Annotated in this window: 23 protein-coding genes and 2 pseudogenes; 8 read left to right on the plus strand and 17 right to left on the minus strand. The window is 68.0% G+C overall.

Going from position 1 to position 21,771, the window contains the following annotated elements; genetic code table 11:
• Positions 1-6 precede the first annotated feature (6 nt).
• The 7 genes and pseudogenes from HZI36_RS18825 to HZI36_RS27365 all read right to left on the minus strand — a co-directional run.
• Positions 7-957 (minus strand): sugar ABC transporter substrate-binding protein, encoded by a 951-nt coding sequence (locus tag HZI36_RS18825; RefSeq protein WP_179404174.1) that lies wholly within the window; start codon positions 955-957, stop codon positions 7-9.
• Positions 958-1,193: 236 nt separating this feature from the next.
• Positions 1,194-2,120: a CysB family HTH-type transcriptional regulator gene (locus tag HZI36_RS18830; RefSeq protein ID WP_179404175.1), complete on the minus strand. Its 927-nt coding sequence runs from the start codon at positions 2,118-2,120 to the stop codon at positions 1,194-1,196.
• A 56-nt stretch (positions 2,121-2,176) separates the two neighbouring features.
• Positions 2,177-3,271, minus strand: coding sequence for a sulfate/molybdate ABC transporter ATP-binding protein (locus tag HZI36_RS18835; RefSeq protein ID WP_179404176.1), 1,095 nt, complete (start codon positions 3,269-3,271; stop codon positions 2,177-2,179).
• Between the two features lie 12 nt (positions 3,272-3,283).
• Positions 3,284-4,228, minus strand: coding sequence for a sulfate ABC transporter permease subunit CysW (gene cysW / locus HZI36_RS18840; protein WP_179404177.1), 945 nt, complete (start codon positions 4,226-4,228; stop codon positions 3,284-3,286).
• Positions 4,225-5,136 carry a sulfate ABC transporter permease subunit CysT gene (gene cysT / locus HZI36_RS18845; RefSeq protein ID WP_179404178.1) on the minus strand — a complete coding sequence of 304 codons (912 nt, stop codon included), beginning with the start codon at positions 5,134-5,136 and terminating at the stop codon, positions 4,225-4,227. Before cysT ends, cysW begins: the two co-directional genes overlap by 4 nt.
• Positions 5,137-5,239: 103 nt before the next feature.
• Positions 5,240-6,277: a sulfate ABC transporter substrate-binding protein gene (locus HZI36_RS18850; protein WP_179404179.1), complete on the minus strand. Its 1,038-nt coding sequence runs from the start codon at positions 6,275-6,277 to the stop codon at positions 5,240-5,242.
• A gap of 134 nt (positions 6,278-6,411) precedes the next feature.
• Positions 6,412-6,519, minus strand: a pseudogene (locus HZI36_RS27365) (sodium:proton symporter); the annotation flags it as partial.
• On the opposite strand from HZI36_RS27365, the gene lexA reads away from it, so the two are divergent.
• Positions 6,490-7,137 (plus strand): transcriptional repressor LexA, encoded by a 648-nt coding sequence (gene lexA, locus HZI36_RS18855; protein WP_179404180.1) that lies wholly within the window; start codon positions 6,490-6,492, stop codon positions 7,135-7,137. The pseudogene HZI36_RS27365 and the gene lexA overlap by 30 nt on opposite strands.
• Positions 7,138-7,175: 38 nt before the next feature.
• A complete protein-coding gene (locus HZI36_RS18860) occupies positions 7,176-7,532 on the plus strand; it encodes a hypothetical protein (RefSeq protein ID WP_179404181.1) in 357 nt (118 codons plus the stop codon).
• Positions 7,533-7,656: 124 nt separating this feature from the next.
• On the opposite strand, the gene HZI36_RS18865 is transcribed toward HZI36_RS18860, so the two are convergent.
• Positions 7,657-8,154, minus strand: coding sequence for a universal stress protein (locus tag HZI36_RS18865; protein WP_179404182.1), 498 nt, complete (start codon positions 8,152-8,154; stop codon positions 7,657-7,659).
• A 252-nt stretch (positions 8,155-8,406) separates the two neighbouring features.
• Between HZI36_RS18865 and nodI the strand changes: the two genes are divergently transcribed.
• Positions 8,407-9,321, plus strand: a complete 915-nt coding sequence (nodI, locus tag HZI36_RS18870) for a nodulation factor ABC transporter ATP-binding protein NodI (protein WP_179404183.1) — start codon at positions 8,407-8,409, stop codon at positions 9,319-9,321.
• 2 nt (positions 9,322-9,323) lie between these two features.
• Positions 9,324-10,157 carry an ABC transporter permease gene (locus tag HZI36_RS18875; RefSeq protein ID WP_179404184.1) on the plus strand — a complete coding sequence of 278 codons (834 nt, stop codon included), beginning with the start codon at positions 9,324-9,326 and terminating at the stop codon, positions 10,155-10,157.
• 36 nt (positions 10,158-10,193) lie between these two features.
• On the opposite strand, the gene HZI36_RS18880 is transcribed toward HZI36_RS18875, so the two are convergent.
• From HZI36_RS18880 to HZI36_RS18895, 4 genes and pseudogenes are all read right to left on the minus strand, one after another.
• Positions 10,194-10,616, minus strand: a complete 423-nt coding sequence (locus HZI36_RS18880; protein ID WP_179404185.1) for a hypothetical protein — start codon at positions 10,614-10,616, stop codon at positions 10,194-10,196.
• Between the two features lie 73 nt (positions 10,617-10,689).
• A complete protein-coding gene (locus tag HZI36_RS18885) occupies positions 10,690-11,748 on the minus strand; it encodes a permease (protein WP_179404186.1) in 1,059 nt (352 codons plus the stop codon).
• Entirely contained in the window at positions 11,745-12,863 is a 1,119-nt protein-coding gene (gene mnmH / locus HZI36_RS18890) for a tRNA 2-selenouridine(34) synthase MnmH (protein WP_179404187.1), read from the minus strand. The genes HZI36_RS18885 and mnmH overlap by 4 nt, the downstream gene beginning before the upstream one ends.
• 209 nt (positions 12,864-13,072) lie before the next feature.
• A pseudogene (locus HZI36_RS18895) lies at positions 13,073-13,978 on the minus strand (LysR family transcriptional regulator); the annotation flags it as partial.
• Between the two features lie 145 nt (positions 13,979-14,123).
• Here HZI36_RS18895 and HZI36_RS18900 point away from each other — a divergent pair.
• Both HZI36_RS18900 and HZI36_RS18905 read left to right on the plus strand, forming a co-directional pair.
• Positions 14,124-15,500 (plus strand): M20 family metallopeptidase, encoded by a 1,377-nt coding sequence (locus tag HZI36_RS18900; RefSeq protein ID WP_179404189.1) that lies wholly within the window; start codon positions 14,124-14,126, stop codon positions 15,498-15,500.
• Entirely contained in the window at positions 15,497-16,783 is a 1,287-nt protein-coding gene (locus HZI36_RS18905; protein ID WP_179404190.1) for an MFS transporter, read from the plus strand. Before HZI36_RS18900 ends, HZI36_RS18905 begins: the two co-directional genes overlap by 4 nt.
• A gap of 20 nt (positions 16,784-16,803) precedes the next feature.
• Here the strand turns inward: HZI36_RS18905 and HZI36_RS18910 are convergent, their stop codons facing one another.
• Both HZI36_RS18910 and HZI36_RS18915 read right to left on the minus strand, forming a co-directional pair.
• Positions 16,804-17,856, minus strand: a complete 1,053-nt coding sequence (locus tag HZI36_RS18910) for an NADP(H)-dependent aldo-keto reductase (RefSeq protein ID WP_179404191.1) — start codon at positions 17,854-17,856, stop codon at positions 16,804-16,806.
• Positions 17,857-18,036: 180 nt separating this feature from the next.
• On the minus strand, positions 18,037-18,474 hold the full coding sequence (locus tag HZI36_RS18915; protein ID WP_179404192.1) for a PaaI family thioesterase: 438 nt from the start codon (positions 18,472-18,474) through the stop codon (positions 18,037-18,039).
• Positions 18,475-18,682: 208 nt separating this feature from the next.
• Between HZI36_RS18915 and HZI36_RS18920 the strand changes: the two genes are divergently transcribed.
• Positions 18,683-19,162 (plus strand): winged helix-turn-helix transcriptional regulator, encoded by a 480-nt coding sequence (locus HZI36_RS18920; RefSeq protein ID WP_179404193.1) that lies wholly within the window; start codon positions 18,683-18,685, stop codon positions 19,160-19,162.
• Between the two features lie 63 nt (positions 19,163-19,225).
• Here the strand turns inward: HZI36_RS18920 and HZI36_RS18925 are convergent, their stop codons facing one another.
• From HZI36_RS18925 to HZI36_RS18935, 3 genes are all read right to left on the minus strand, one after another.
• Positions 19,226-19,489, minus strand: a complete 264-nt coding sequence (locus tag HZI36_RS18925) for a hypothetical protein (protein WP_179404194.1) — start codon at positions 19,487-19,489, stop codon at positions 19,226-19,228.
• The gene (locus HZI36_RS18930; RefSeq protein WP_179404262.1) at positions 19,479-20,228 is read right to left on the minus strand and encodes a DNA/RNA non-specific endonuclease; all 750 of its coding nucleotides are present in this window, start codon (positions 20,226-20,228) and stop codon (positions 19,479-19,481) included. Before HZI36_RS18930 ends, HZI36_RS18925 begins: the two co-directional genes overlap by 11 nt.
• Before the next feature lie 142 nt (positions 20,229-20,370).
• Positions 20,371-20,859 (minus strand): VOC family protein, encoded by a 489-nt coding sequence (locus tag HZI36_RS18935; protein ID WP_179404195.1) that lies wholly within the window; start codon positions 20,857-20,859, stop codon positions 20,371-20,373.
• Positions 20,860-21,130: 271 nt separating this feature from the next.
• Here HZI36_RS18935 and HZI36_RS18940 point away from each other — a divergent pair, with 271 nt between their 5' ends.
• Positions 21,131-21,571 carry a PaaI family thioesterase gene (locus HZI36_RS18940; protein WP_179404196.1) on the plus strand — a complete coding sequence of 147 codons (441 nt, stop codon included), beginning with the start codon at positions 21,131-21,133 and terminating at the stop codon, positions 21,569-21,571.
• The last annotated feature ends 200 nt before the right edge of the window (positions 21,572-21,771 follow it).

Below are 21,771 nucleotides of genomic sequence, written 5' to 3' on the forward strand. Positions count from 1 at the left end.
GTCGCGTCACTTCGTGACCAGATCGACCGGCGTCTCGACGACGCGGGACAGATCGGCCTGCTTCCGGTGCTCGGTGATCGCTTTCAGCGCGGTGTCGATGCCGAACACGGCCTGCTTGCCCGCGTACTGGTCGGCGCTCGCGAGCACGCGGCCGTCCTTCAGCATCGGCCTGATCGCGGCGATGTCGTCGTAGCCGACCACGTAGACCTTGGCCTGCTTGCCGGCCGCGCGCACCGCCGACACCGCGCCGATCGCCATGTTGTCGTTGCCGCACAGCAGCGCCTTCAGGTTCGGGTATTGGTTCAGCATCGCTGTCGCGACCGCGTTGCCCTTGTCGGTCTCCCATTCGCCGGACCGCACCGACACGACCTTCATCCCGCCCGCCTTCATCGCGTCCCGGAAGCCGGCGGTGCGCCGCTGCGCGTTCGTCGTCGTCGACACCCCCTCGACGACGACGACCTCGTCGCCCGCCGTCAGCCGCTTCGCCAGATAGTCACCGACCTTGCGCGCGCCCTTGCGGTTGTCGGGCCCGACGAACGGCACGTTCAGGTGCTTCGACTTCAGCGCGTCCGGATCGAGCGGGTTGTCGATGTTGACGACGATGATCCCGGCGTCGACCGCCTTCTTCACGACCGGCACGAGCGCCTTCGAATCGGCGGGTGCGAGCACGATCGCGTCGACCTTCGACGCGATCATCCGCTCGACGATGCGGATCTGGCTCGCGGTGTCGGTTTCGTCCTTGATTCCGTTCGTGATCAGGTCGAATTGCCACGCATTGTGCTTCTGGTACTCCTTCGCACCGTTTTCCATCGTCAGGAAGAACGCGTTGGCGAGCGACTTCATGACGAGCGCGATCTTCGGCTTCGATGCCGCGAACGCAGGCGCGACCGGCACGGCGGCTGCGGCTGCGGCGGCGAGCGCGACGGTCAGGAAACGGCGGCGATGCGTGACGTTCATGCGCAGGTCCTTATATGTTGTTTTAGTGCAACCAAACGTTTGCGTTGTATGAGCGCAACAGCGGCCTTCTTCGATGCGGTTCGGTGCGACAGAGAGGAATCGACGGAGACGGCCGGCTGCCCGGTGCGGAGGTGGCGCCCGCGCGCGACTGCCGGCCCGAGGCCGGCGAGGTGATCGGTATGCTGGACCGTTTCGCGTCGGCGTGCAACCGATCCGATCCGAATCAAGGGTTTATTTCAGACCGCCTCGCGCAATTGCCCGGCGATCTCGGCCTCGGTCAGCTGCGGCGCGAACATCTCGATCAGCCGGTACGCGTACGCGCGCAGGAACGCGCCGCGGCGCAACCCGACACGCGTCGTGCTCGCCTCGAACAGATGCTGGGTGTCGAGCGCGGCGAGGCCCGAATCGCGCTGCGGATCGTATGCCATCGCGGCGACGACACCGATCCCCATCCCGAGCTCGACGTAGGTCTTGATCACGTCCGCGTCGATCGCGGTCAGCACGACGTCGGGCACCGCGCCCGCCTGCGCGAACGCGTGGTCGATGTGCGAGCGGCCGGTGAAGTCCTGGTCGTACGTGATGATCGGATACTCGGCGATTTCCTCGAGCGTCAGGTTCTCGCGCCCGACGAGCGGGTGGTCCTTCGGCACGACGACCGTGTGATGCCACGAGTAGCACGGGAACGTGACGATGTCCGGATAGCGGTCGAGCGCTTCGGTCGAGATCCCGATGTCGGCCTCGCCGTTCAGCACCATCTGCGCGATCTGCTGCGGGCTGCCCTGCCGCAGCGCGAGATGCACCTTCGGGAACACGTCGGAGAACTGGCGGATCACCTTCGGCAGCGCATAGCGCGCCTGCGTGTGCGTGGTCGCGACGACGAGGTGGCCGCTGTCCTGGTCCGCGAACTGGCGCGCGACGCGGCGCAGGTTCTCCGCGTCGAGCAGCATCCGTTCGATCAGCTGGTGCACCGCCTTGCCCGGCTCGGTCAGGCCCGTCAGGCGCTTGCCGCGGCGGATGAAGATGTCGACGCCGAGCTCGTCTTCGAGATCCTTGATCTGCTTCGACACGCCCGACTGCGACGTATACAGCACGTTCGCGACTTCGGTCAGGTTCATGTTCTGGCGTACCGCCTCGCGCACGAAGCGCAGTTGCTGGAAATTCATGGGTCAGGGCCTCTTGGGCTTGGTATTGATCTAATGGGTGATGCGTGATGGCCGCGTCAGCGCGCCGGGAACACGCGCACCGCGCGCGGCACGGCGCGCGCGCGGTCGCCTGCCTGCAGCGCGAGCGCGCGCCACGCGTCGCGGTCGAGCTCCGCCTCGAGCGCGACGCCCGCCGCCGACGCGAGCTCGACGCGCACCGCGCCGCCGAGCGGGATCACGCGCCGCACGTCGACCACGATGCCGCCGCCCGCCGCTTTGTCCACTGCTTCTTCCACTGCTTCGCCCGCCGTTTTGTCCGCCGGCGCGAGCCGCAGGTCGTGCGGCCGCACGTACGCGTGCGCGGGGCCCGTGAAGCCGGCGTCGACCGCGATCGGCGCGTCCGCGCCGTCGGCGACGAAGCCGCTCGCCGCGACCGTGCCCGGCAGGCGGTTCGCGGCGCCGAGGAACGCGTAGACGAACGCGCTTTCCGGATGATCGTAGACGTCCTGCGGACGGCCCGCCTGCTCGACGCGCCCGCGGTTCAGCACGACGATCCGGTCCGCGACCTCGAGCGCCTCCTCCTGGTCGTGCGTGACGAAGATCGTCGAGATGTGCAGATCGTCGTGCAGCCGGCGCAGCCAGCCGCGCAGCTCCTTGCGGACCTTCGCGTCGAGCGCGCCGAACGGCTCGTCGAGCAGCAGCACCTTCGGCTCGACCGCGAGCGCGCGGGCGAGCGCGATCCGCTGCCGCTGGCCGCCGGACAGTTCGGAAGGATACCGCTCCCCGAGCCAGTCGAGTTGCACGAGCGAGAGCAGCGCGTGCACCTTGTCGCGGATCACGGCGTCCGACGGCCGCTCGCGGCGTGGCTTCACGCGCAGCCCGAACGCGACGTTCTCGAACACGGTCATGTGGCGGAACAGCGCGTAGTGCTGGAACACGAAGCCGACCTGCCGGTCGCGCGCGCCCACCGACCCGACGTCGAGCCCCTGCAGCACGACCTGCCCGGCGTCCGCGTGCTCGAGGCCCGCGATCACGCGCAAGAGCGTCGTCTTGCCGCAGCCGGACGGCCCGAGCAGCGCGACGAGCTCGCCCGACGGAAAGTCGAGCGACACGTCGTCGAGCGCGGTGAAGCTGCCGAAGCGTTTGTTCAGATGACGGACGGTGATGCCCATTTCGTTGCCTCTTCAAACATGGGATGGGTGGGGCGCGGCGTGCGCCGGGTCGGGCGAGCCGGCACGACGGCCGCGCTCGGCCGCGACGCGCCGCTCGGCGACGAGCTTCAGCGCGAGCGTGACGAGCGCGAGCAGCGCGAGCAGCGACGCCACCGCGAACGCGGCCGCGAAGTTGTATTCGTTGTAGAGAATCTCGACGTGCAGCGGCATCGTGTCGGTCTGCCCGCGGATGTGGCCGGACACGACCGACACCGCGCCGAACTCGCCCATCGCGCGCGCGTTGCACAGGATCACGCCGTAGACGAGCCCCCACTTCACGTTCGGCAGTGTCACGCGGCGCAAGATTTGCCAGCCGGACGCGCCGAGCACGCGTGCGGCCTCCTCCTCGTCGCTGCCCTGCGCCTGCATCAGCGGAATCAGCTCGCGCGCGACGAACGGGAACGTGACGAAGATCGTCGCGAGCACGATACCCGGCACCGCGAACACGATCTGCACGTCGTGCGCCTGCAGCCAAGGGCCGAACCAGCCCTGCGCGCCGAACAGCAGCACGTAGATCAGCCCCGAGATCACCGGCGACACTGAAAACGGCAGGTCGATCAGCGTCGTCAGCAGCGCCTTGCCGCGGAAGTCGAACTTCGCGATCGCCCACGACGCGCACACGCCGAACGCGAGATTGAGCGGCACGGCGATCGCGGCGACGGTGAGCGTCAGCGTGATCGCGGCCCACGCGTCGGGATCGGCGAGCGACGACAGATAGAACGCGACGCCCTTGCGCAGCGCCTCGACGAATACGGCCGCGAGCGGCACGACGAGGAACAGCGCGAGGAACGCGAGCGCGGCGCCGGTCAGCAGCCAGCGAACCGCGCGTGGCTCGGCGACCGGATCGACGCGCGCGGCGCGCGCGCGGGCGCCGGACGGCGACGGCGTGTCGAATGTGGCGGTACCTTGTCGGCTCATCGCGAGTCTCCTGTGTAAATGACGGGGATCGCACCGGCCGGCGCCGGCGCGGCCGGGTTCGCCGGCGCCGAGCGCGCGCTCGTGCGGTGCTGCAGCATCCATTGCAGCGAGTTGATCGCGAGCAGCATCGCGAACGACACGACGAGCATCACGACCGCGAGCGCGGTCGCGCCCGCGTAGTCGTACTGCTCGAGCTTCGTGATGATCAGCAGCGACGTGATCTCGGACTTCATCGGCACGTTGCCGGCGATGAAGATCACCGAGCCGTACTCGCCGAGCGCGCGCGCGAACGCGAGCGCGAAGCCGGTCAGCAGCGCGGGCAGCACGGCGGGCAGCACGACGCGGCGGAACGTGAGCCAGCGGCTCGCGCCGAGGCACGCGGCGGCCTCCTCCTGCTCGCGCTCGAAGTCCTCGAGCACCGGCTGCACCGTGCGCACGACGAACGGCAGCCCGATGAACGTCAGCGCGACGAGCACGCCGAGCGGCGTGAACGCGATGCGGATGCCGAGCGGCGCGAGCAGGCCACCGATCCAGCCGTTGGCCGCGTAGACGGACGCGAGCGAGATCCCGGCGACCGCCGTCGGCAACGCGAACGGCAGGTCGACGATCGCGTCGACGACGCGCTTGAACGGAAACGTGTAGCGCACGAGCACCCACGCGACGAGCAAGCCGAACGCGGCGTTGATGATCGCGCCGCCGAGCGCGGCCGAGAACGTGAGGCGGTACGACGCGAGCACGCGCGGCGACGTGACGGCGGCGGCGAATTGGCTCCACGACAGGGTCGCGGTCTTCAGGAACGTGGCGGCGAGCGGGATCAGCACCACGAGGCTCAGGTAGGCCACCGTGATGCCGAACGTCACGCCAAAGCCGGGCAGCGCGCTCGGTTTGCGGAAGGTGAACGTCGTCATCGGATGCTCTTGTTGGGGCGAAACATGGGTTCGCGCGGCGCTCGGCGGCGCCGCGTCGGTTGTCGTTGCCGCGACTGCGTGGCGGCGTGACTGCGTTATCGCGTCATTGCGGCTGGTAGATCGAATCGAACACGCCGCCGTCGGCGAAATGCGTCTTCTGCGCGTTCGTCCAGCCGCCGAACGTGTCGTCGACCGTGTACAGCTTCAGCTTCGGGAACGGCTTCGTCAGCTCGGCCGGCACGTCCTTCGAGCGCGGCCGGTAGAAGTTACGTGCGGCGATCCGCTGGCCCTCGGGGCTGTACAGGAAGTTCAGATACGCGTCGGCGAGCTTGCGCGTGCCCTTCCGGTCGACGACCTTGTCGACGACCGCGACCGGCGGCTCCGCGAGAATGCTGGCGGACGGCACGACGATCTCGAACTTGTCCGGCCCGAACTCCTTGACCGACAGGAACGCCTCGTTCTCCCACGCGATCAACACGTCGCCGATCCCGCGCTGCACGAAGCTCGTCGTCGCGCCGCGCGCGCCGGAATCGAGCACGCCCGCGTTCCTGTACAGCTTCGTGACGAAGTCCTTCGCGCTCGCGTCGCTGCCGCCCGGCAGGTGCCGCGCATATGCCCATGCGGCGAGATAGTTCCAGCGCGCGCCGCCGGACGTCTTCGGGTTCGGCGTGACGATCGACACGCCCGGCCTGATCAGGTCGTCCCAGTCGCGGATGTGCTTCGGATTGCCCTTGCGCACGAGGAACACGATCGTCGACGTGTACGGCGACGCGTTGTCGGGCAGCCGTTTCTGCCAATCCTTCGCGACGAGCCCCTTGTTCGCGAGCGCGTCGATGTCGTACGCGAGCGCGAGCGTGACGACGTCGGCCTGCAACCCGTCGAGCACCGAGCGCGCCTGCGCGCCGGAGCCGCCGTGCGACTGCCTGAAGTCGACGGTCTCGCCGGTCTTCGCCTTCCACTGCTTCGCGAACGCCTGGTTCACGTCCTGGTAGAGCTCGCGGGTCGGGTCGTACGACACGTTCAGAAACGCGGTGTCCGCGTGCGCGTGTCGCACGACGCCGAACGCCGCGGCCGCGCCGAGCGCGAAAGTCACGATCCATCGGCGTGCGTCGCCGGTCAGCCCCGTGGTGCGCCTGATCATCTTTTTTCCCCTTCGTGTTGTCGGTGTTGTGATGTCAGGCCAGTCTATCGATCACCTTTCATGATTAAAAATAATCTTTCTTGGAATTTTTATATTGAAAAGTGCTAACGAGGCGGCGGCGATGGCGCACGGTGCCGGACTTCAAGTAACACTTGAATTTCGCGGAACACTGTATAAAAATACAGCTCACTGTCTATCCATACAGCTGAACCATGACCAAACTCACCGCCCGCCAGCAGCAAGTGTTCGACTTGATCCGTCGCGCGATCGAGCGCTCCGGCTTCCCGCCCACGCGTGCGGAGATCGCCGCCGAGCTCGGCTTCAGTTCGCCGAACGCGGCCGAGGAGCATCTGCGGGCGCTCGCGCGCAAGGGCGTGATCGAACTCGCGGCGGGCGCGTCGCGCGGCATTCGGCTGATCGGCATCGACGACGGGCCGTACCAATTCACGCTGCCGCACGCGGGGCTGATGCAGCTGTCGCTGCCGCTCGTCGGGCGCGTCGCGGCAGGCAGCCCGATCCTCGCGCAGGAGCACATCTCGCAGCATTTCGCGTGCGATCCCGCGCTGTTCTCGAGCAAGCCGGACTATCTGCTGAAGGTGCGCGGGCTGTCGATGCGCGACGCCGGCATCCTGGACGGCGACCTGCTCGCGGTGCAGAAACGCACCGAGGCGAAGGACGGCCAGATCATCGTCGCGCGGCTCGGCGACGACGTGACGGTCAAGCGCCTGAAGCGCAGGCCCGGCGGCCTCGAGCTGATCGCCGAGAACCCGGATTACGAAAACATCTTCGTCAAGGCCGGCAGCGCGGAATTCGCGCTCGAAGGCATCGCCGTCGGGCTGATCCGCTCGGGCGAATTCTGACCGTCTGTCCCGCAATCGGTTTCGATCAGGAGCACATCATGGAACGCCTTGCCCGTCTGCTGCCTTTCCGCCAATTCGGCCGTCTGCGTCATCTGCGCGGCCGGATGCCTTGCGCTCCGCTGTCCGCCGCCGCGCCCGTCGACGGGCGCGGGGGTGCGCTTGTCGACGCTGATGCAGCCGAACGGCAGGCGCCGCTGCTGCCGTCGGCGCTGCCGGCCTTCGCGCGTGTATCGCTGAACGCGAACCTCCATCACGCGGAGCCGGCCCGGCGTGCGCCGGTGCGCGTCTATCATGGTCGGTCGCGGCTGATCATGGTCGGAACGATCGACGCGGTGTGCCGAATGATCGATCGCTGCATCGCCGAAGAGCACACGGTCGCGCAACGCGGCCGCTGATCGGGCGCGGGTGAGTTTTCGACGCTTGGCCTGACTTCGTGGAAGCGGTCGGCCGTCGATCTGCGCGACTGAACCGGCGGCCGCTCATGGGCGGCGCGCCGGTGCTGGAGAGTGAACTGGAGCGCTATTTGGATGCCATCGACGCGGCTTCGCGTTCGCGGGCGATTTCGGCCTTCTGCTCCTCTGCCGACGAGCACGCGACGAGAATGCTGCACGACACGCGGTCGAGCAGTTGCGTATTGCCCGAGCCCATCCACCAGCGCGACAGCCCGCTGCGGCACCGGTGGCCGACGACGACGAGGTCGACCTTCAACTCGCTGGCCAGATTCGCGATTTCGTCGATCGGGTAGCCGAACGCGAAATGCCCTTCCGCCTGCACGCCACGCTCGCGTAGCCAGTCCACGCCTTCCTGCAGGATTTCGCGCGCGGTTTCCTCGAACCGTCCGCATGCGACGTCGGTCAGCAGGCCCGCGCTTTGCGCGATGCTCGAGCGCATGTCGACGACCGACAGCAGGTGCGTTTCGGCCTTCAGATCGAGCGCGAGGTCCGCGCCGCAGCGCAGCGCCTTGCGCCCTTCGCGCGTTCCGTCGTAGCACAGCAGGATTTTCTTGTAACTCGTCATGTAGCCTCCCAATTGCGGCAAGTCCGATGAATCAATCATGGTGCGACGCAATTCAAGATGCAAGAGATGGAAAACGCTGATTGGCCCGACCGGCCGTGCCGGAGATGATGCGACGCAAAATCGGCACCCGCACGCGGCATTTCGCCGCACCGCGCGCTGAAGGCGCGCAGGCAATGCACTAGAATGGCCCGTTCATGCCCGGCGCCTGCGCGAAGCCGTCGCTATGCCGTTCCGATGACAGACAGCCTGCCCATGCCCGTTGCACCGATCGATTTCGCGGACGTCCAGAAGCGCTACGGCGACAAGCTCGTCGTCGACGGGCTGTCGTTCCGCGTGCAGGCCGGCGAATGCTATGGCCTGCTCGGCCCGAACGGCGCCGGCAAGACCACCACGCTGAAAATGCTGCTCGGCATCACGTATCCGGACGCCGGCGCGATCTCGCTGTGCGGCGAACCGGTTCCGGTGCGCGCGCGTCATGCGCGGCAGCGCGTCGGTGTCGTGCCGCAGTTCGACAATCTCGATCCCGATTTCACCGTTCGCGAGAATCTGCTCGTGTTCAGCCGCTACTTCGGCGTGTCCGCGCGCGACGCGCGCGCACTCGTGCCGTCGCTGCTCGAGTTCGCGAAACTCGAGCACAAGGCCGACGCGAAGGTCGGCGAGCTGTCCGGCGGGATGAAGCGGCGCCTGACGCTCGCGCGCGCGCTCGTCAACGATCCCGACGTGCTCGTCCTCGACGAGCCGACGACCGGCCTCGACCCGCAGGCGCGGCATCTGATGTGGGAGCGGCTGCGCTCGCTGCTCGCACGCGGCAAGACGATTCTGATCACCACGCACTTCATGGAGGAGGCGGAGCGGCTCTGCGACCGCCTGTGCGTGATCGAGGAAGGCCGCAAGATCGCCGAAGGCGCGCCGCACGCACTGATCGAATCGGAAATCGGCTGCGACGTGATCGAGATTTACGGGCCCGAGCCGATCGCGCTGCGCGACGAACTGGCCGCGCTCGTCGAGCGCACCGAGATCAGCGGCGAAACGCTGTTCTGCTATGTGACCGACCCGGAGCCGGTCAACGCGCGGCTCAAGGGCCGCGCGGGGCTGCGCTATCTGCATCGTCCCGCGAATCTCGAAGACGTGTTCCTGCGGCTGACCGGCCGCGACATGCAGGACTGATCATGGACGTCCGTCCGTACCCGCCGCCTTCCACCCCCGTTACGCCGCGCGAATCGCGCTTCGCGATCGCGATGCCCGCCAACGCGACGAACTGGGCCGCCGTGTGGCGCCGCAATTATCTGGTCTGGCGCAAGCTCGCGCTCGCGTCGATGTTCGGCAACCTCGCCGATCCGATGATCTATCTGTTCGGGCTCGGCTTCGGGCTCGGGCTGATGGTCGGGCACGTCGACGGCGTGTCGTACATCGCGTTCCTCGCGGCCGGCACCACGTCATCGAGCGTGATGATGTCGGCGAGCTTCGAATCGATGTATTCGGGTTTCTCGCGGATGCACGTGCAGCGCACGTGGGAGGCGATCATGCACACGCCGCTCGCGCTCGGCGACATCGTGCTCGGCGAAACCGTGTGGGCGGCCAGCAAGGCGATGCTGTCGGGCGTCGCGATCATGCTCGTCGCGGGGCTGCTCGGCTACGCGAGCTTTCCGTCGATGCTCGTCGCGCTGCCGGTGATCGCGCTGGCCGGCCTCGCGTTCGCGAGCGCCGCGATGATCGTCACCGCGCTCGCGCCTTCGTACGATTTCTTCATGTTCTATCAGACGCTCGTGCTGACGCCGATGCTGCTGCTGTCGGGCGTGTTCTTTCCGCTCACGCAGTTGCCCGAGATCGCGCAGCGTGCGGCGCACGTGCTGCCGCTGTCGCACGCGGTCGAGCTGATTCGCCCCGCGATGCTCGGCCGGCCGGCGACGCAGGTCGGCACGCACGTCGCGGTGCTCGCCGCGTATGCGGTCGGCGGATTTCTCGTGTCCGCCTGGCTGTTCCGGCGGCGCATGATGCGCTGAAGCACGGATACGAGCACGCGCCGCCGCCCGCTGACGTCACTCGTCGTCGTCGCTCCACGGAATTTCGACGTCGGTCAGGAACGCGACGGTCGCGAGCGGCCCGCCGTCGTGGCGGCCGACCTTGCCGTCCGCGCGATGCCACTCGACGCGGAACTGCGTGCCCGGATCGTCGGCGATCAGGTAGACCGCGCGCAGTTCTTCCGGATCGGCATCGGCGATCGGGCCGTCGAACGACACGAGCATCTTCTGCGGCCACAGGCCGTTGACCGGATCGTAGACCCGGTCGCCCTGCGGAATCTCGACACTCGCTTCGACGCCGATCGTCGCGGACGCCTCGACGATCATCTGGCCGAGCGCGTTCAGCACGGCGGTCGCCCGCGCCGAGTTGGCCTGACGGATCGCAAGATCGCCACGCGTCAGCGCGCGTTCGAGTTTCGGGTGAGTCTTGGCTTGAGACATGCGTGATTTTTCCGTTGCTACTGTGAATGGGCGCCACGGCGGCGCCCGGTGAATTCGAGGGTCAGGGTCAGCGTCAGAGCCCGAGCGCGATCGCCAGATAGCCGCTCGCGATCCCGAACACGACGACGAGCGTCGCGACGATCGTGAGCGTCGCCGGCCGGAACGAGCGCGCGAGCATCGCGAGCGACGGCACGCTGACGGGCGGCAGCGTCATCAGCAGCGCGGCGGCGGGCCCGACGCCGATGCCGAGCGACAGCATCGCCTGGATGATCGGCACCTCGCCCGCGGTCGGGATCACGAACAGCGTGCCGGCGACCGCGAACGCGACGATCCAGCCGAGCGTATTGCCGACGTCCGGGCCGATGTGCGGGAACAGCCACGCGCGCGCCGCGCCGAGCAGCAGCACGAGCACCACGTATTCGGGCACGAGCCGCACCGTCATCCGCGCGAGCAGCTTCATCCAGCGGGCGAACGGCGCGCCCTGCGCCGCCTGCTCGGCCGCGAGCGCGGCGAGCCGCGCATCGTCGAGCGGCCGGTCGTCGGGGCCGGCGACGCGGTTCAACAGGTAGCCGATCCCGAACACCATCGCGACGCCGAGCACGAGCCGCAGCGCGCTCCACTGCCAGCCGAGCACGAAGCCCATGAACACGAGCGCGGCCGGGTTCAGCACCGTGTTGCCGAGCCAGAACGCGACCGCGCCGCCCGGCGACGCGTGCCGCTCGCGCAGCCCCGCGACGACGGGCGCCGCGCAGCACGTGCACATCATCCCGGGCAGCGACAGCAGGCCGCCTGCCGCGACACTGCCGAAGCCGGTCCGGCCGAGCACGCGCGCGACCCAGTGCGCCGGCAGCAGCGCCTGCACGGCCGAGCCGAGCAGCAGGCCCAGCACCATCGCCTGCCAGATCGCCTTCCCGTATGCCCACGCGTAATCGAGCGCGGCGCGCAGCGACGGCTCGGGCGGCGCCGCCGACGCGCCCGTCAGGATCGACAGGCCGATCGAATGATGCGAAGCCGCGACGAACGCCTTGTTGTAGTACGGGAACCATTTCACGTAGAACAGCCCCGCGACGGCAATCAGCAGAAAAGTCATCCAGCCAAGCGTCGGGTTGGGTTGGGAACGGGTCGTCGTCATCGCTTTGTCGAAAGTTCGGTCTCGGTGGTTTCGGTGGTCGTGGGTCCGGCAGCCGCCGGCAGTCCGCCACGCGCCAGTTGCGCGATCAGCGTTTCGGCCTGCGCGCGCGCGTCGGACGCGGTCGGGCGGAAATGGAATTCGAGCACGCAGCCCGGCCGGCCGAAATGCTCACGGCTGCTGCGCGCGTACGCGGGATCGTAATGCCGGTCGATCAGCTCGCCGAACAGCTCGGCGCGCGCGTTCGCGTCGATCATCGCGCACCAGCGTTCGACGTCGCCGCGGCTGTGCAGGCCGATCAGCTTGTCGAGCTGCGCCTTGAACGCGTCCGGCGCGTCGAACAGATGCCGGTAGTCGTCGAGCAGGAACGCGATCCGCTCGTCGCGCGCCGCATCGACCTGCACCCACGGGCCCGCGTGGAACGCGCGCATCAGCGCGAGCGGCAGCGACACGACGCCGATCTTGCGGCTCTCCGACTCGACGAACACCGGCTGCGCGGGATCGAAGCGCTCGAGCGTCTCGACGAGCTGCGTGTCGAACCCCTTCTGCGTCGGCTGCGCAATGCCGGGCAGCGCGCCGAGCAGCGACCCGCGATGGCGGGCGAGCGCCTCGAGATCGAGCGTCTGCGCGCCCGCGTCGGCAAGCGCCTGCAGCAGCCGCGTCTTGCCGCAGCCGGTGTGGCCGACGAGCGCGATGTAGCGAAAGCGCGTGGGCAGCGTGTCGAGCGTCTCGACGACCGAGCGGCGGTATGCCTTGTAGCCGCCGTCGAGCTGCCGCGCCTGCCAGCCTATCAGGTTCAGCCACGTCGTCATCGCGCCCGAGCGTTTGCCGCCGCGCCAGCAATAGATCAGCGGGCGCCAGTTGCGCGGCCGGTCCGCGAACGTCGAATCGAGATGGCGCGCGATGTTGCGTGCGACGATCGCGGCGCCGACGCGCGTCGCCTCGAACGGCGACACCTGCTTGTACATCGTACCGACGAGCACGCGCTCCTCGTTGCTGAGGACCGGCGCGTTCAGCGCGCCCGGCAGGTGATCCTCGGCAAATTCGAGCGGCGTGCGCACGTCGACGATCTCGTCGAATTCGCGGGCGTGATCGAGGGAAACGATCAGGTTCTTCAATTTGGGTGACGGAAGGCAGGCCCGGCTCGGCGGGCCCGCTGGATAGGGATCGCGGATGGGCCGGATTATCGCATGCGGCGGCCGCGCGGGGCCGGCGCGCTCGTCGGGCGGTGCGGCAGTGCGGCGGGCTCGGTCGATACGGTCGATACGGTCGATACGGTCGATACGGTCGATACGGTCGATACGGTCGATACGGTCGGCTCGACCGCGGAACGCGCCGCGATGCGTTCGATCAGATGATCGAGAAACGCTCGCACCGACGCCGGCAGGTCGCGGCCGGCCATCGTCTGCACCTGGACGCTACGCTCGCGCAGCTGCGGATTCGTCAGCGGCAGCACGACGAAGCCGTCCGCCGCGTAACGGTCGCGCACCGACAGCGCGCCGGTGAACATCACCGCGCCGGTCAGTTGCGCGTAGCGGTAGGTCATCGCGGTGTTGTTGGTCGTCAGCTCCGGCTCGAGCAGCAGCCCGTCGAGCGCGCATGCGATGTCGATCAGCTGCCGCACCGTCGTGCCCGTCTCGGGCAGCACGTGCGGATGGCGCGCGACGTCGGCGAGCGACACCGCGTCGCGCGCGGCGAGCGGATGGTCGCGCCGCACGAGCGCGTGCACCGGCGCCCGCTCCGCGTGCTCGACGCGCACGCCCTTCTCCGGCGCGAGGCTGAAGGTCAGCGCGACGTCCGCGTCGCCGTCCCGCACGCGCCGCGTCGCATCGGCGGGCGCGACGACCGATACCGAGAAGTCGACACCCGGATGACGCGCCTTGAAGCTCGCGAGCACGCCCGGCAGGAAGTCGAGCGCGAAGCCTTCCGAGCTCGCGACCTTCAGCAGGCTGCCGTGCAGCGCATCGAGCCCGCCGATCTCGTTCGCGACCTGCTCGGCTTCGAGCAGGCTGCGCTGCGCGAACGCGAGCAGCCGCTCGCCGGCCTCGGACAGCGCCATCCCGCGCGGGCGCCGCTCGAACAGCGGCGTGCCGAGCTCGCCCTCGAGCTTCGCGATCTGGCGGCTGATCGCCGAGATCGCGACATGCAGCCGCTCGGACGCATCGCTGATCGAGCCGGTCCGCGCGACTTCGACGAAATACCGCAGCCCGAGCCCGTGCAGGAACGCCGCCATCGTGGATCTCCCCGGCCGTCGGCCGCAATGATTTGCCTTTTCGGCAAAGGAAGGTTCGAAATTCGGCCATTGTGACAAAAATTGCGACTTTCTAGAATCGTCCGCGATACCAAGCACCGAAGTACCGAAAAAAGGGAGACGAGCCTTGACCCGCACCGCCGCCGTCCAGCACGCGCTGGACCAGTTCGAATCGGGCGCATTCTTCGCGACGCTGAGCCGCCGCGTCGGACTGCGCACCGAGAGCCAGGAGCCTGCCTCCGCCGCCGCGCTGCGCGGCTATCTCGACGACGAAATCGCGCCCGAAGCCGCGCGCCTCGGCTTCTCGTCGCGCATCGTCGACAATCCGGCCGACGGCGGCGCGCCGTTCCTGCTCGCGTCGCGTCACGAGGACGACGCGCTGCCGACCGTGCTGATCTACGGCCACGGCGACGTCGTGCGCGGCTACGACGCGCAGTGGCGCGCGCCGCTGTCGCCGTGGACGTTGACCGCCGACGGCGAGCGCTGGTACGGCCGCGGCAGCGCGGACAACAAGGGCCAGCATTCGATCAACCTCGCGGCGCTCGCGAGCGTGCTCGCCGCGCGCGGCGGCCGGCTCGGCTTCAACGCGAAGCTGCTGATCGAGATGGGCGAGGAAATGGGCTCGCCGGGCCTCGACGCGTTGTGCCGCCAGGAGCGCGACGCGCTCGCCGCCGACGTGCTGATCGCGTCCGACGGGCCGCGCGTGTCGGCCGAGCGCCCGACCGTGTTCCTCGGCTCGCGCGGCGCGGTCAATTTCACGCTGACGCTGCGCGCGCGCGACGGCGCGCATCACTCGGGCAACTGGGGCGGGTTGCTGCGCAATCCGGCGATCGTGCTCGCGCACGCGCTCGCGAGCCTCGTCGATGCGCACGGCGCGATCCGCGTCGACGGCCTGCGTCCGCCGCCGATCCCGGCCGCGGTGCGCGACGCGCTCGCCGATCTGAGCGTCGGCGGCGGCCCCGGCGATCCGGCGCTCGACGCCGGCTGGGGCGAGCCCGGCCTGTCCGCGGCCGAGCGCGTGTTCGGCTGGAACACGCTCGAAATTCTCGCGTTCAAGGCCGGCAACCCGGACAACCCGGTCAACGCGATTCCGCCCGCCGCACACGCGCACTGCCAGCTTCGCTTCGTCGTCGGCACCGACTGGGAGGCGCTCGGCGCGCATCTGCGCGCGCATCTCGACGCGCACGGCTTTGCCGACGTCGCGGTCGACGTCGAGCGCGGCGCGCCGGCGACGCGGCTGTCGCCGGACGATCCGTGGGTGCGCTGGGCGGTCGCGTCGCTCGCGCACACGACCGGCAAGCGGCCGGCGATCCTGCCGAACCTCGGCGGCACGCTGCCGAACGAGGTGTTCGCCGACACGCTCGGGCTGCCGACGCTGTGGATTCCGCATTCGTATCCGGCGTGCTCGCAGCACGCGCCGAACGAGCACCTGCTCGCGGGTGTCGTGTGCGAGGGGTTGCGGATGATGGCCGGCCTCTTCTGGGATCTCGGAGAAAAGCGATGAACACGACCACGCTGACGGCGGACGCCGTCGTCCCGCCGAGCGCCGCAAAAATCCGGCGCATCATCTTCGCCGCGTCGATCGGCAACGCCCTCGAATGGTTCGACCTGATCGTCTACGGCTTTTTCGCGGTGACGATCGCGAAGCTGTTCTTTCCGTCGACGAATCACGTGACGTCGCTGCTGCTCACGCTCGGCACGTTCGGGCTGTCCTACCTGATCCGGCCGCTCGGCGGTTTCGTACTCGGTGCGTACGCGGACCGCGCGGGCCGCAAGGCGTCGCTGCTGCTGTCGATCGGCCTGATGATGGTGGGCACCGTGCTGATCGCGGCGATGCCGACGTATGCGTCGATCGGCGTGCTCGCGCCGCTCGGGATCATGTTGTCGCGGCTGATTCAGGGATTTTCCGCGGGCGGCGAGTTCGCGAGCTCGACCGCGTTCCTCGTCGAGCATGCCCCCGCCCGGCGCGGCTTCATGGCGAGCTGGCAGTTCGCGAGCCAGGGGCTGACGACGCTGCTCGCGTCCGGATTCGGCGTGCTGCTGACGAGCACGCTGTCGCCCGCGCAGATCGAGCTTTGGGGCTGGCGCGTGCCATTCCTGTTCGGCCTGTCGATCGGCCCGATCGGGCTCTACATTCGCCGCTACGTCGACGAAGGCGCGGAGTTCCACACCCAGGCGCGCTCGAGCGCGCCGGTGCGCGAGCTGTTCGCGACCCAGAAGCTGCGCGTGCTGCTCGCGACCGGCGTGCTGGCGATCTCGACCGCCGGGCAGTACCTGGTGCTCTACATGCCGACCTACGCGATCAAACAGCTCGGGCTGCCCGCGTCGGCAGGCTTCGCGGCGACGCTCGTGACCGGCGCCATCCTGATGGTCGTCACGCCGTTCGTCGGGCACTGGTCCGATCGCGCGGGACGCATCCCGCTGATGACGGGCTCGGCGCTGCTGACGCTCGTGACGATCTGGCCGACGTTCGCGCTGCTCACGCGCTATCCGTCGTTTGCGGCGATGCTCGCCGCGCTGGTCTGGATCGGCGTGCTGAAGGCGATGTACTCCGGCGCGCTGCCGGCGCTGATGGCCGAGCTGTTTCCCGCGCAGACGCGCGCGACCGGCCTCGCGGTCGGTTACAACGCGGGCGTCACGCTGTTCGGCGGGTTTTCGCCGTTCATGATCACGTGGCTGATCGCCACGACCGGCAACCGGCTGTCGCCGGCGTTCTATCTGATCGGCTGCGCGGTGCTGAGCCTCGTCGCGCTCGGCGTGTCGCGTACGCGCGTCGGGCTGCGCTGAAACGCGACGCGGTTGCCTTATTACGGCGCGGGGTTCGGCTGCAGATCGTGCAGCGCGTCGATCTCGGCGACGATCTCGTCGGACAGCTTCACGTCGACGCTCGCGATGTTCTCCTTCAACTGCTCGAGCGTCGTCGCCCCGATCAGGTTGCTGGTCACGAACGGCCGGCCGTTCACGAACGCGAGCGCGAGCTGCGCGGGCGACAGCCCGTGCCGCTTCGCGAGCGCGACATAGCGCGACGTCGCCTCGACCGCCTGCGGCTTGCTGTAGCGCTTGAAGCGCTCGAACAGCGTGATGCGCGCGCCGGCGGGCCGCGCACCGTTCTCGTACTTGCCGGTGAGCCAGCCGAACGCGAGCGGCGAATACGCGAGCAGGCCGATGCCGTTGCGATGCGAGAACTCCGACAGCCCGTTCTCGAACGTGCGATTCAGCAGGCTGTACGCGTTCTGGATGCTGACGATGCGCGGCAGCCCGAGCTTCTCCGACGCGCGCAGGAACTGCGCGACGCCCCACGGCGTCTCGTTCGACACGCCGACGTGCCGCACCTTGCCCGCCTTCACGAAATCGGCGAGCACCGCGAGCGTTTCCTCGATCGGCACCGTGTACGCGTCGTCGAGCCACGGATACGCGGCGCGGCCGAACGTCGTCGTGCTGCGGTCGGGCCAGTGGAGCTGGTACAGATCGACGTAGTCGGTCTGCAGGCGCTTCAGGCTGCCATCGAGCGCTTCGGTCAGGTTCTTGCGGTCGAACTGGTTGCCCGCGCCGCGAATATGCTGCGGATTGTGCGGCTGGCGCGCGGGGCCGGCGATCTTCGTCGTGAGCACGAGCTTGTCGCGCAGCCCGCGATGCCGCGCGAGCCACGTGCCGATGTACTGCTCGGTGCGGCCCTGCGTTTCCGGCTTCGGCGGCACCGGATACATCTCCGCGGCGTCGATCAGCGTGACGCTCTGCGCGATCGCGTAGTCGAGCTGCGCATGCGCGTCCTGCTCCGTGTTCTGCTCGCCCCAGGTCATCGTACCGAGGCCGATCAGGCTCACGTCGAGCCCCGAATCGCCGAGTGTGCGGTATTCCATGCTGCTCCTGTCGCGTCGGTGGAAAGCCACGAAACTAACACATTGACGCGCTCGCTTCAGACCGGCCGCGCATCGGCTTGCGGCCGGCCTTCGATGCGGCCGGCGCGCGCTGATGGCTGACCATTGGAGGCTGTTGCAGGCTATTGCCGACGATTGTCGATGATCGTTGACTACCGTTGACTATTGCGGACGCTGGATGAAGCAGGTCGCCGACGCGTGCGCGACGATCTTGTCGTCCGGCGTCTTCAGCGTGCCTTCCGCGACGCCGATCGAGCGCGACAGGTGGATCACGCGGCCTTCCGCGATCAGGTCGACGTCGCGCGGCACCGGGCGCAGCATCTTCACGTGCAGATCGATCGTGCCGTAGCCGACGCCCGCGTCGAGCATCGTGTGCACCGCGCAGCCGGTGACCGAATCGAGCACCGTCGCCGCGAAGCCGCCGTGCACGCCGCCGAGCGGATTCAGGTGCCGGCCGTCCGCGCGCGCGGTGAACTTGACGTAGCCGGCCTCGATGCCGTTCATCTGCATCGGGATCGTTTCGGCGATCGACGCACGCGGCAGATCGCCCGCCGCCGCCGCGCGCAGCAGCTCGAGACCGGACATGGAAAGTGGGTTCATCAGGTATCTCCTCGTCGAACGCGCGTCACCGCGCTTGCCAGTTGCAGGTTGTCAGTTCCAAAATGGAACCTATTATTGTCAACGGGACCCGGGCTGTCAACGCGGCCGATGCATGGCTGACTCGCGGCTGATAAGCGGCCTACAAGCGCGTCGAGCACCGGCTCTATAATCGGTCCCGCGCTTTCACTGTCCTTTGCGAGATACGACGATGAAATGGGATGACATCGGCACGCTGAACTGCTCGGTCGCGCGCGCGCTGGCCGTGCTCGGCGATCGCTGGACCATGCTGATCCTGCGCAACGCCTTTCTCGGCTGCCGCCGCTTCGACGCGTTCCAGGCGCAACTCGGGCTCACGCGCCACGTGCTCGCCGAGCGGCTCGCGCGGCTCGTCGACGAGGGCGTGCTCGAGAAGCGCGCGTATCAGGCGCGACCGCCGCGCCACGAATACCGGCTCACCGACAAGGGCCGCGACCTCTATCCGGCGCTGCTCGCGCTGCTCGCGTGGGGTGACCGCTGGAAAAGCGACGCAGCCGGCCCGCCGCTGCAACTGCGGCACCGGCATTGCGGCAAGCTGATGCGCGCGGTGACTGTGTGCTCCGAATGTGGCGAACCGCTCGATCCGCGCGACGTGCAGCCGGAGATCGCCCCCGGGCGGCACGTCGAGCCGGAGTCGCCCGAGCAGGCGTGATCCGGCTTGCACGCAATGCCGGCGCGCACGGTATTCAGCGCAGAACGGTTGCCCTTCGGCTCGTCAGGCGAACGGGTTCTTGACCTTGCCCGTTGGCGCGGCGGGTTCCTCCTGGACGTGTTCCGGCAGCGAAGGATCATGCTGAAGCGCTTCGACGATGCTCGCGATCGCCTGTTGCAGCGCAAGCGCGGCTGCGAGGCCAACTTTGTCGCGCGTTACTTCCAATGTGCCCGACAGCACGACACGCTCCGGATCGTTCGTCACGGTGAAGTCGTCGCCGTGGATATTCAGGATGGCCGTGTCATCCGCAAACGCCTTAAACTCCATTCAAACCTCCGATACGGGTATCTTTCAACGACTCCGGAATGCCGGGGAATCGCAATCCGCTTTGCGCCTCGAGTTCGTGTACCGTCGTCAAGTCGTAGCGGTTCGCCGCCGTGTTGTTCACCACGACCGCAAACGCAAGGTGCCTTTCGGGAACATAGACTACCTTGAAAATTTGAGTGGGGACGATCACGCCGGTCTCCCCGATCGTTTTCAGCTCCGTTCCCTTGAACATCGGCCCCGTGACGACGTAAGTATCGGTGGCGCCCATGCCGATCCGGCGAACGGCTTCCTCGATATGCGCCCACAAGCGACGATTGTTCGTCGGGTTCTGCGGCACCATGTTCGCGAGCGAAAACGACTCGGCCATTGCCTCGTCGTTCCAGCGGTCTCCCGCCGGGCTCATGTGCCCTCGATCGAAGCCGCTCTTGCGATAATCCGCGAGCCGGGCGCCCTCGCCCGGCGGCAAACGGCGTTCTTCGAAAAAGCGATTGGTGCGCACTTCGGTCTTTGCGGCAGCCAGGTGGGCGCGTGTCAGATGTTCCGCGGACCACAGCGGGCCATGCGTGATTCCCGAATGCAGCACCTCGAAATCGGAATAGCAGAGAAGGCGCGCTTGCGAGGCCATCTTCGGATTGGTCAGAACGGGAAGTTCGCCTCGCGGGCTGAACTGGGAACAATTGTCGGATGCGAATGCGTGCGTCGATAGTGCCAACAGCACGCCTGCGAAAGATTTCCGCATGGAATGTGAATTGAGTAAATGGGTGCCGGAGTATACGGGATCAGTTGCACGCGGGATCAGCTGCACGCCCGATCAGGGCGTGCCGTATCCGTCGTCGTATCGATCGGCTGCCCGGCGCTGCCGCGCCGGGCTCGGGTGCGTGTTACTGCTTGCCGGCTTCACCGCAGGTGGCCGGCATCGACGCCATCGCCTGCCGGATCTGCTCGGGCGTCAGGTCGCGCGTGTGCGTGGCGATCGACCAGCGGTGCCCGAACGGATCCACGATCTGGCCGTAACGATCGCCCCAGAACATGTCGCCGACCGGCATCGTCACCGTCGCGCCGGCCGCGACCGCCTGCGCGAGCGTTGCGTCGACGTCCGGCACGTACAGATGAATGCAGACCGGCGTGCCTTTCAGCGCGTTCGGGCCGAGCGCGCCGTGCTCGGGCATCTCGTCGACGAGCATCACCTTCGAATCGCCGATCGACAGCATCGCGTGCATCAGCCGGCCGTCCGGGCCCGGCAGGCGCGTGAGCTCGACCGCGCCGAACGCGCGCGCGTAGAACGCGATCGCGTCGGCGGCGCCGGCGCAGATCAGATGCGGTGTGACCGTGTGCATCCCTTCCGGGATCGGTTTGACGGACGTGGACATGACTGGGCTCCTTGAGGCCGGTTAAGGCGGATTCGAAAACGGGACGGCATCCGGATGTCGGATGCCTCCATCGCCACGACGCGCCGCGAGCCCCGGGATCGACATCGACGTGAAAATTTTTTCGAACGCGGAATCACGGAATCGCGGAATCTGCACGCCGCCGGCCCGCTGCCCGCATTTCGCATTGCAACACGGACGGCCCGGCCGCGATGCTCCGTGGGCGATTCCGGGATACGATGCCGGACGTTCGTACTTTTCGAGGAGACAGTCGATGACATCGGTCGATACGCCCCCGCCCTCCGCCACGCCGGCGGAGCTCGCCAACTACTTCGGCATCGACGTGCCGTTCATGACGCACATCGGGCTCGTGCCGACATCGCTCGGCGACGGCATCTGCGTGACCACGCTGCCGCTGCGGCCCGAGCTTGCGAACAGCCGCGGCGACGTGCACGGCGGCACGATGATGAGCGCGCTCGACTTCACGTTGAGCGCGGCCGCGCGCAGCCACGATCCGCTGCGCTTCGGCGTCGTGACGGTCGAGTTCACGACGCACTTCATCGATCGCGCGCACACGGACCTCACGATCATCGGTCGCTGCATCCGGCGCGGCAAGTCGCTGGCGTTCTGCGACGGCGAAGTCCGCGACGCCCAGGACCAGCTCGTCGTGACCGCGCGCGCGGTGTTCAAGCTGATCGCACGGGATCGGTCGTAGGCGCCGCGCAGCGGAAAAAAATGCTTACAACCTCGCTACAACGATCGCGTCGCATTCGGGTCTTAGTCTTAGTAGTAAGGATGCCGAATATCTGGAACCGCCATGAAAGTCACAGCATGCATTCTCTCGAAGCTGCCGGTACGCACAAGCGTAGTGGCGCTCGCGATCCCGTTCATCGCGGCCGGATGCGTCGCGTATCC

It is taken from the genome of Burkholderia guangdongensis, assembly GCF_013403875.1.
In the GTDB taxonomy this organism is placed as follows: domain Bacteria; phylum Pseudomonadota; class Gammaproteobacteria; order Burkholderiales; family Burkholderiaceae; genus Burkholderia; species Burkholderia guangdongensis.

What these genes read in the sequence shown, in the direction of transcription:
- HZI36_RS18850 (WP_179404179.1), bottom strand. Translation starts at nt 6,277, where the DNA reads ATGATCAGGCGCACCACGGGGCTGACCGGCGACGCACGCCGATGGATC.
- cysW (WP_179404177.1), bottom strand. Translation starts at nt 4,228, where the DNA reads ATGAGCCGACAAGGTACCGCCACATTCGACACGCCGTCGCCGTCCGGC.
- HZI36_RS18885 (WP_179404186.1), bottom strand. Translation starts at nt 11,748, where the DNA reads ATGACGACGACCCGTTCCCAACCCAACCCGACGCTTGGCTGGATGACT.
- HZI36_RS18920 (WP_179404193.1), top strand. Translation starts at nt 18,683, where the DNA reads ATGAAATGGGATGACATCGGCACGCTGAACTGCTCGGTCGCGCGCGCG.
- HZI36_RS18865 (WP_179404182.1), bottom strand. Translation starts at nt 8,154, where the DNA reads ATGACGAGTTACAAGAAAATCCTGCTGTGCTACGACGGAACGCGCGAA.
- nodI (WP_179404183.1), top strand. Translation starts at nt 8,407, where the DNA reads ATGCCCGTTGCACCGATCGATTTCGCGGACGTCCAGAAGCGCTACGGC.
- HZI36_RS18910 (WP_179404191.1), bottom strand. Translation starts at nt 17,856, where the DNA reads ATGGAATACCGCACACTCGGCGATTCGGGGCTCGACGTGAGCCTGATC.
- lexA (WP_179404180.1), top strand. Translation starts at nt 6,490, where the DNA reads ATGACCAAACTCACCGCCCGCCAGCAGCAAGTGTTCGACTTGATCCGT.
- HZI36_RS18825 (WP_179404174.1), bottom strand. Translation starts at nt 957, where the DNA reads ATGAACGTCACGCATCGCCGCCGTTTCCTGACCGTCGCGCTCGCCGCC.
- HZI36_RS18830 (WP_179404175.1), bottom strand. Translation starts at nt 2,120, where the DNA reads ATGAATTTCCAGCAACTGCGCTTCGTGCGCGAGGCGGTACGCCAGAAC.
- HZI36_RS18930 (WP_179404262.1), bottom strand. Translation starts at nt 20,228, where the DNA reads ATGCGGAAATCTTTCGCAGGCGTGCTGTTGGCACTATCGACGCACGCA.
- HZI36_RS18935 (WP_179404195.1), bottom strand. Translation starts at nt 20,859, where the DNA reads ATGTCCACGTCCGTCAAACCGATCCCGGAAGGGATGCACACGGTCACA.
- HZI36_RS18835 (WP_179404176.1), bottom strand. Translation starts at nt 3,271, where the DNA reads ATGGGCATCACCGTCCGTCATCTGAACAAACGCTTCGGCAGCTTCACC.
- HZI36_RS18860 (WP_179404181.1), top strand. Translation starts at nt 7,176, where the DNA reads ATGGAACGCCTTGCCCGTCTGCTGCCTTTCCGCCAATTCGGCCGTCTG.
- HZI36_RS18905 (WP_179404190.1), top strand. Translation starts at nt 15,497, where the DNA reads ATGAACACGACCACGCTGACGGCGGACGCCGTCGTCCCGCCGAGCGCC.
- HZI36_RS18925 (WP_179404194.1), bottom strand. Translation starts at nt 19,489, where the DNA reads ATGGAGTTTAAGGCGTTTGCGGATGACACGGCCATCCTGAATATCCAC.
- HZI36_RS18875 (WP_179404184.1), top strand. Translation starts at nt 9,324, where the DNA reads ATGGACGTCCGTCCGTACCCGCCGCCTTCCACCCCCGTTACGCCGCGC.
- cysT (WP_179404178.1), bottom strand. Translation starts at nt 5,136, where the DNA reads ATGACGACGTTCACCTTCCGCAAACCGAGCGCGCTGCCCGGCTTTGGC.
- HZI36_RS18915 (WP_179404192.1), bottom strand. Translation starts at nt 18,474, where the DNA reads ATGAACCCACTTTCCATGTCCGGTCTCGAGCTGCTGCGCGCGGCGGCG.
- HZI36_RS18940 (WP_179404196.1), top strand. Translation starts at nt 21,131, where the DNA reads ATGACATCGGTCGATACGCCCCCGCCCTCCGCCACGCCGGCGGAGCTC.
- HZI36_RS18880 (WP_179404185.1), bottom strand. Translation starts at nt 10,616, where the DNA reads ATGTCTCAAGCCAAGACTCACCCGAAACTCGAACGCGCGCTGACGCGT.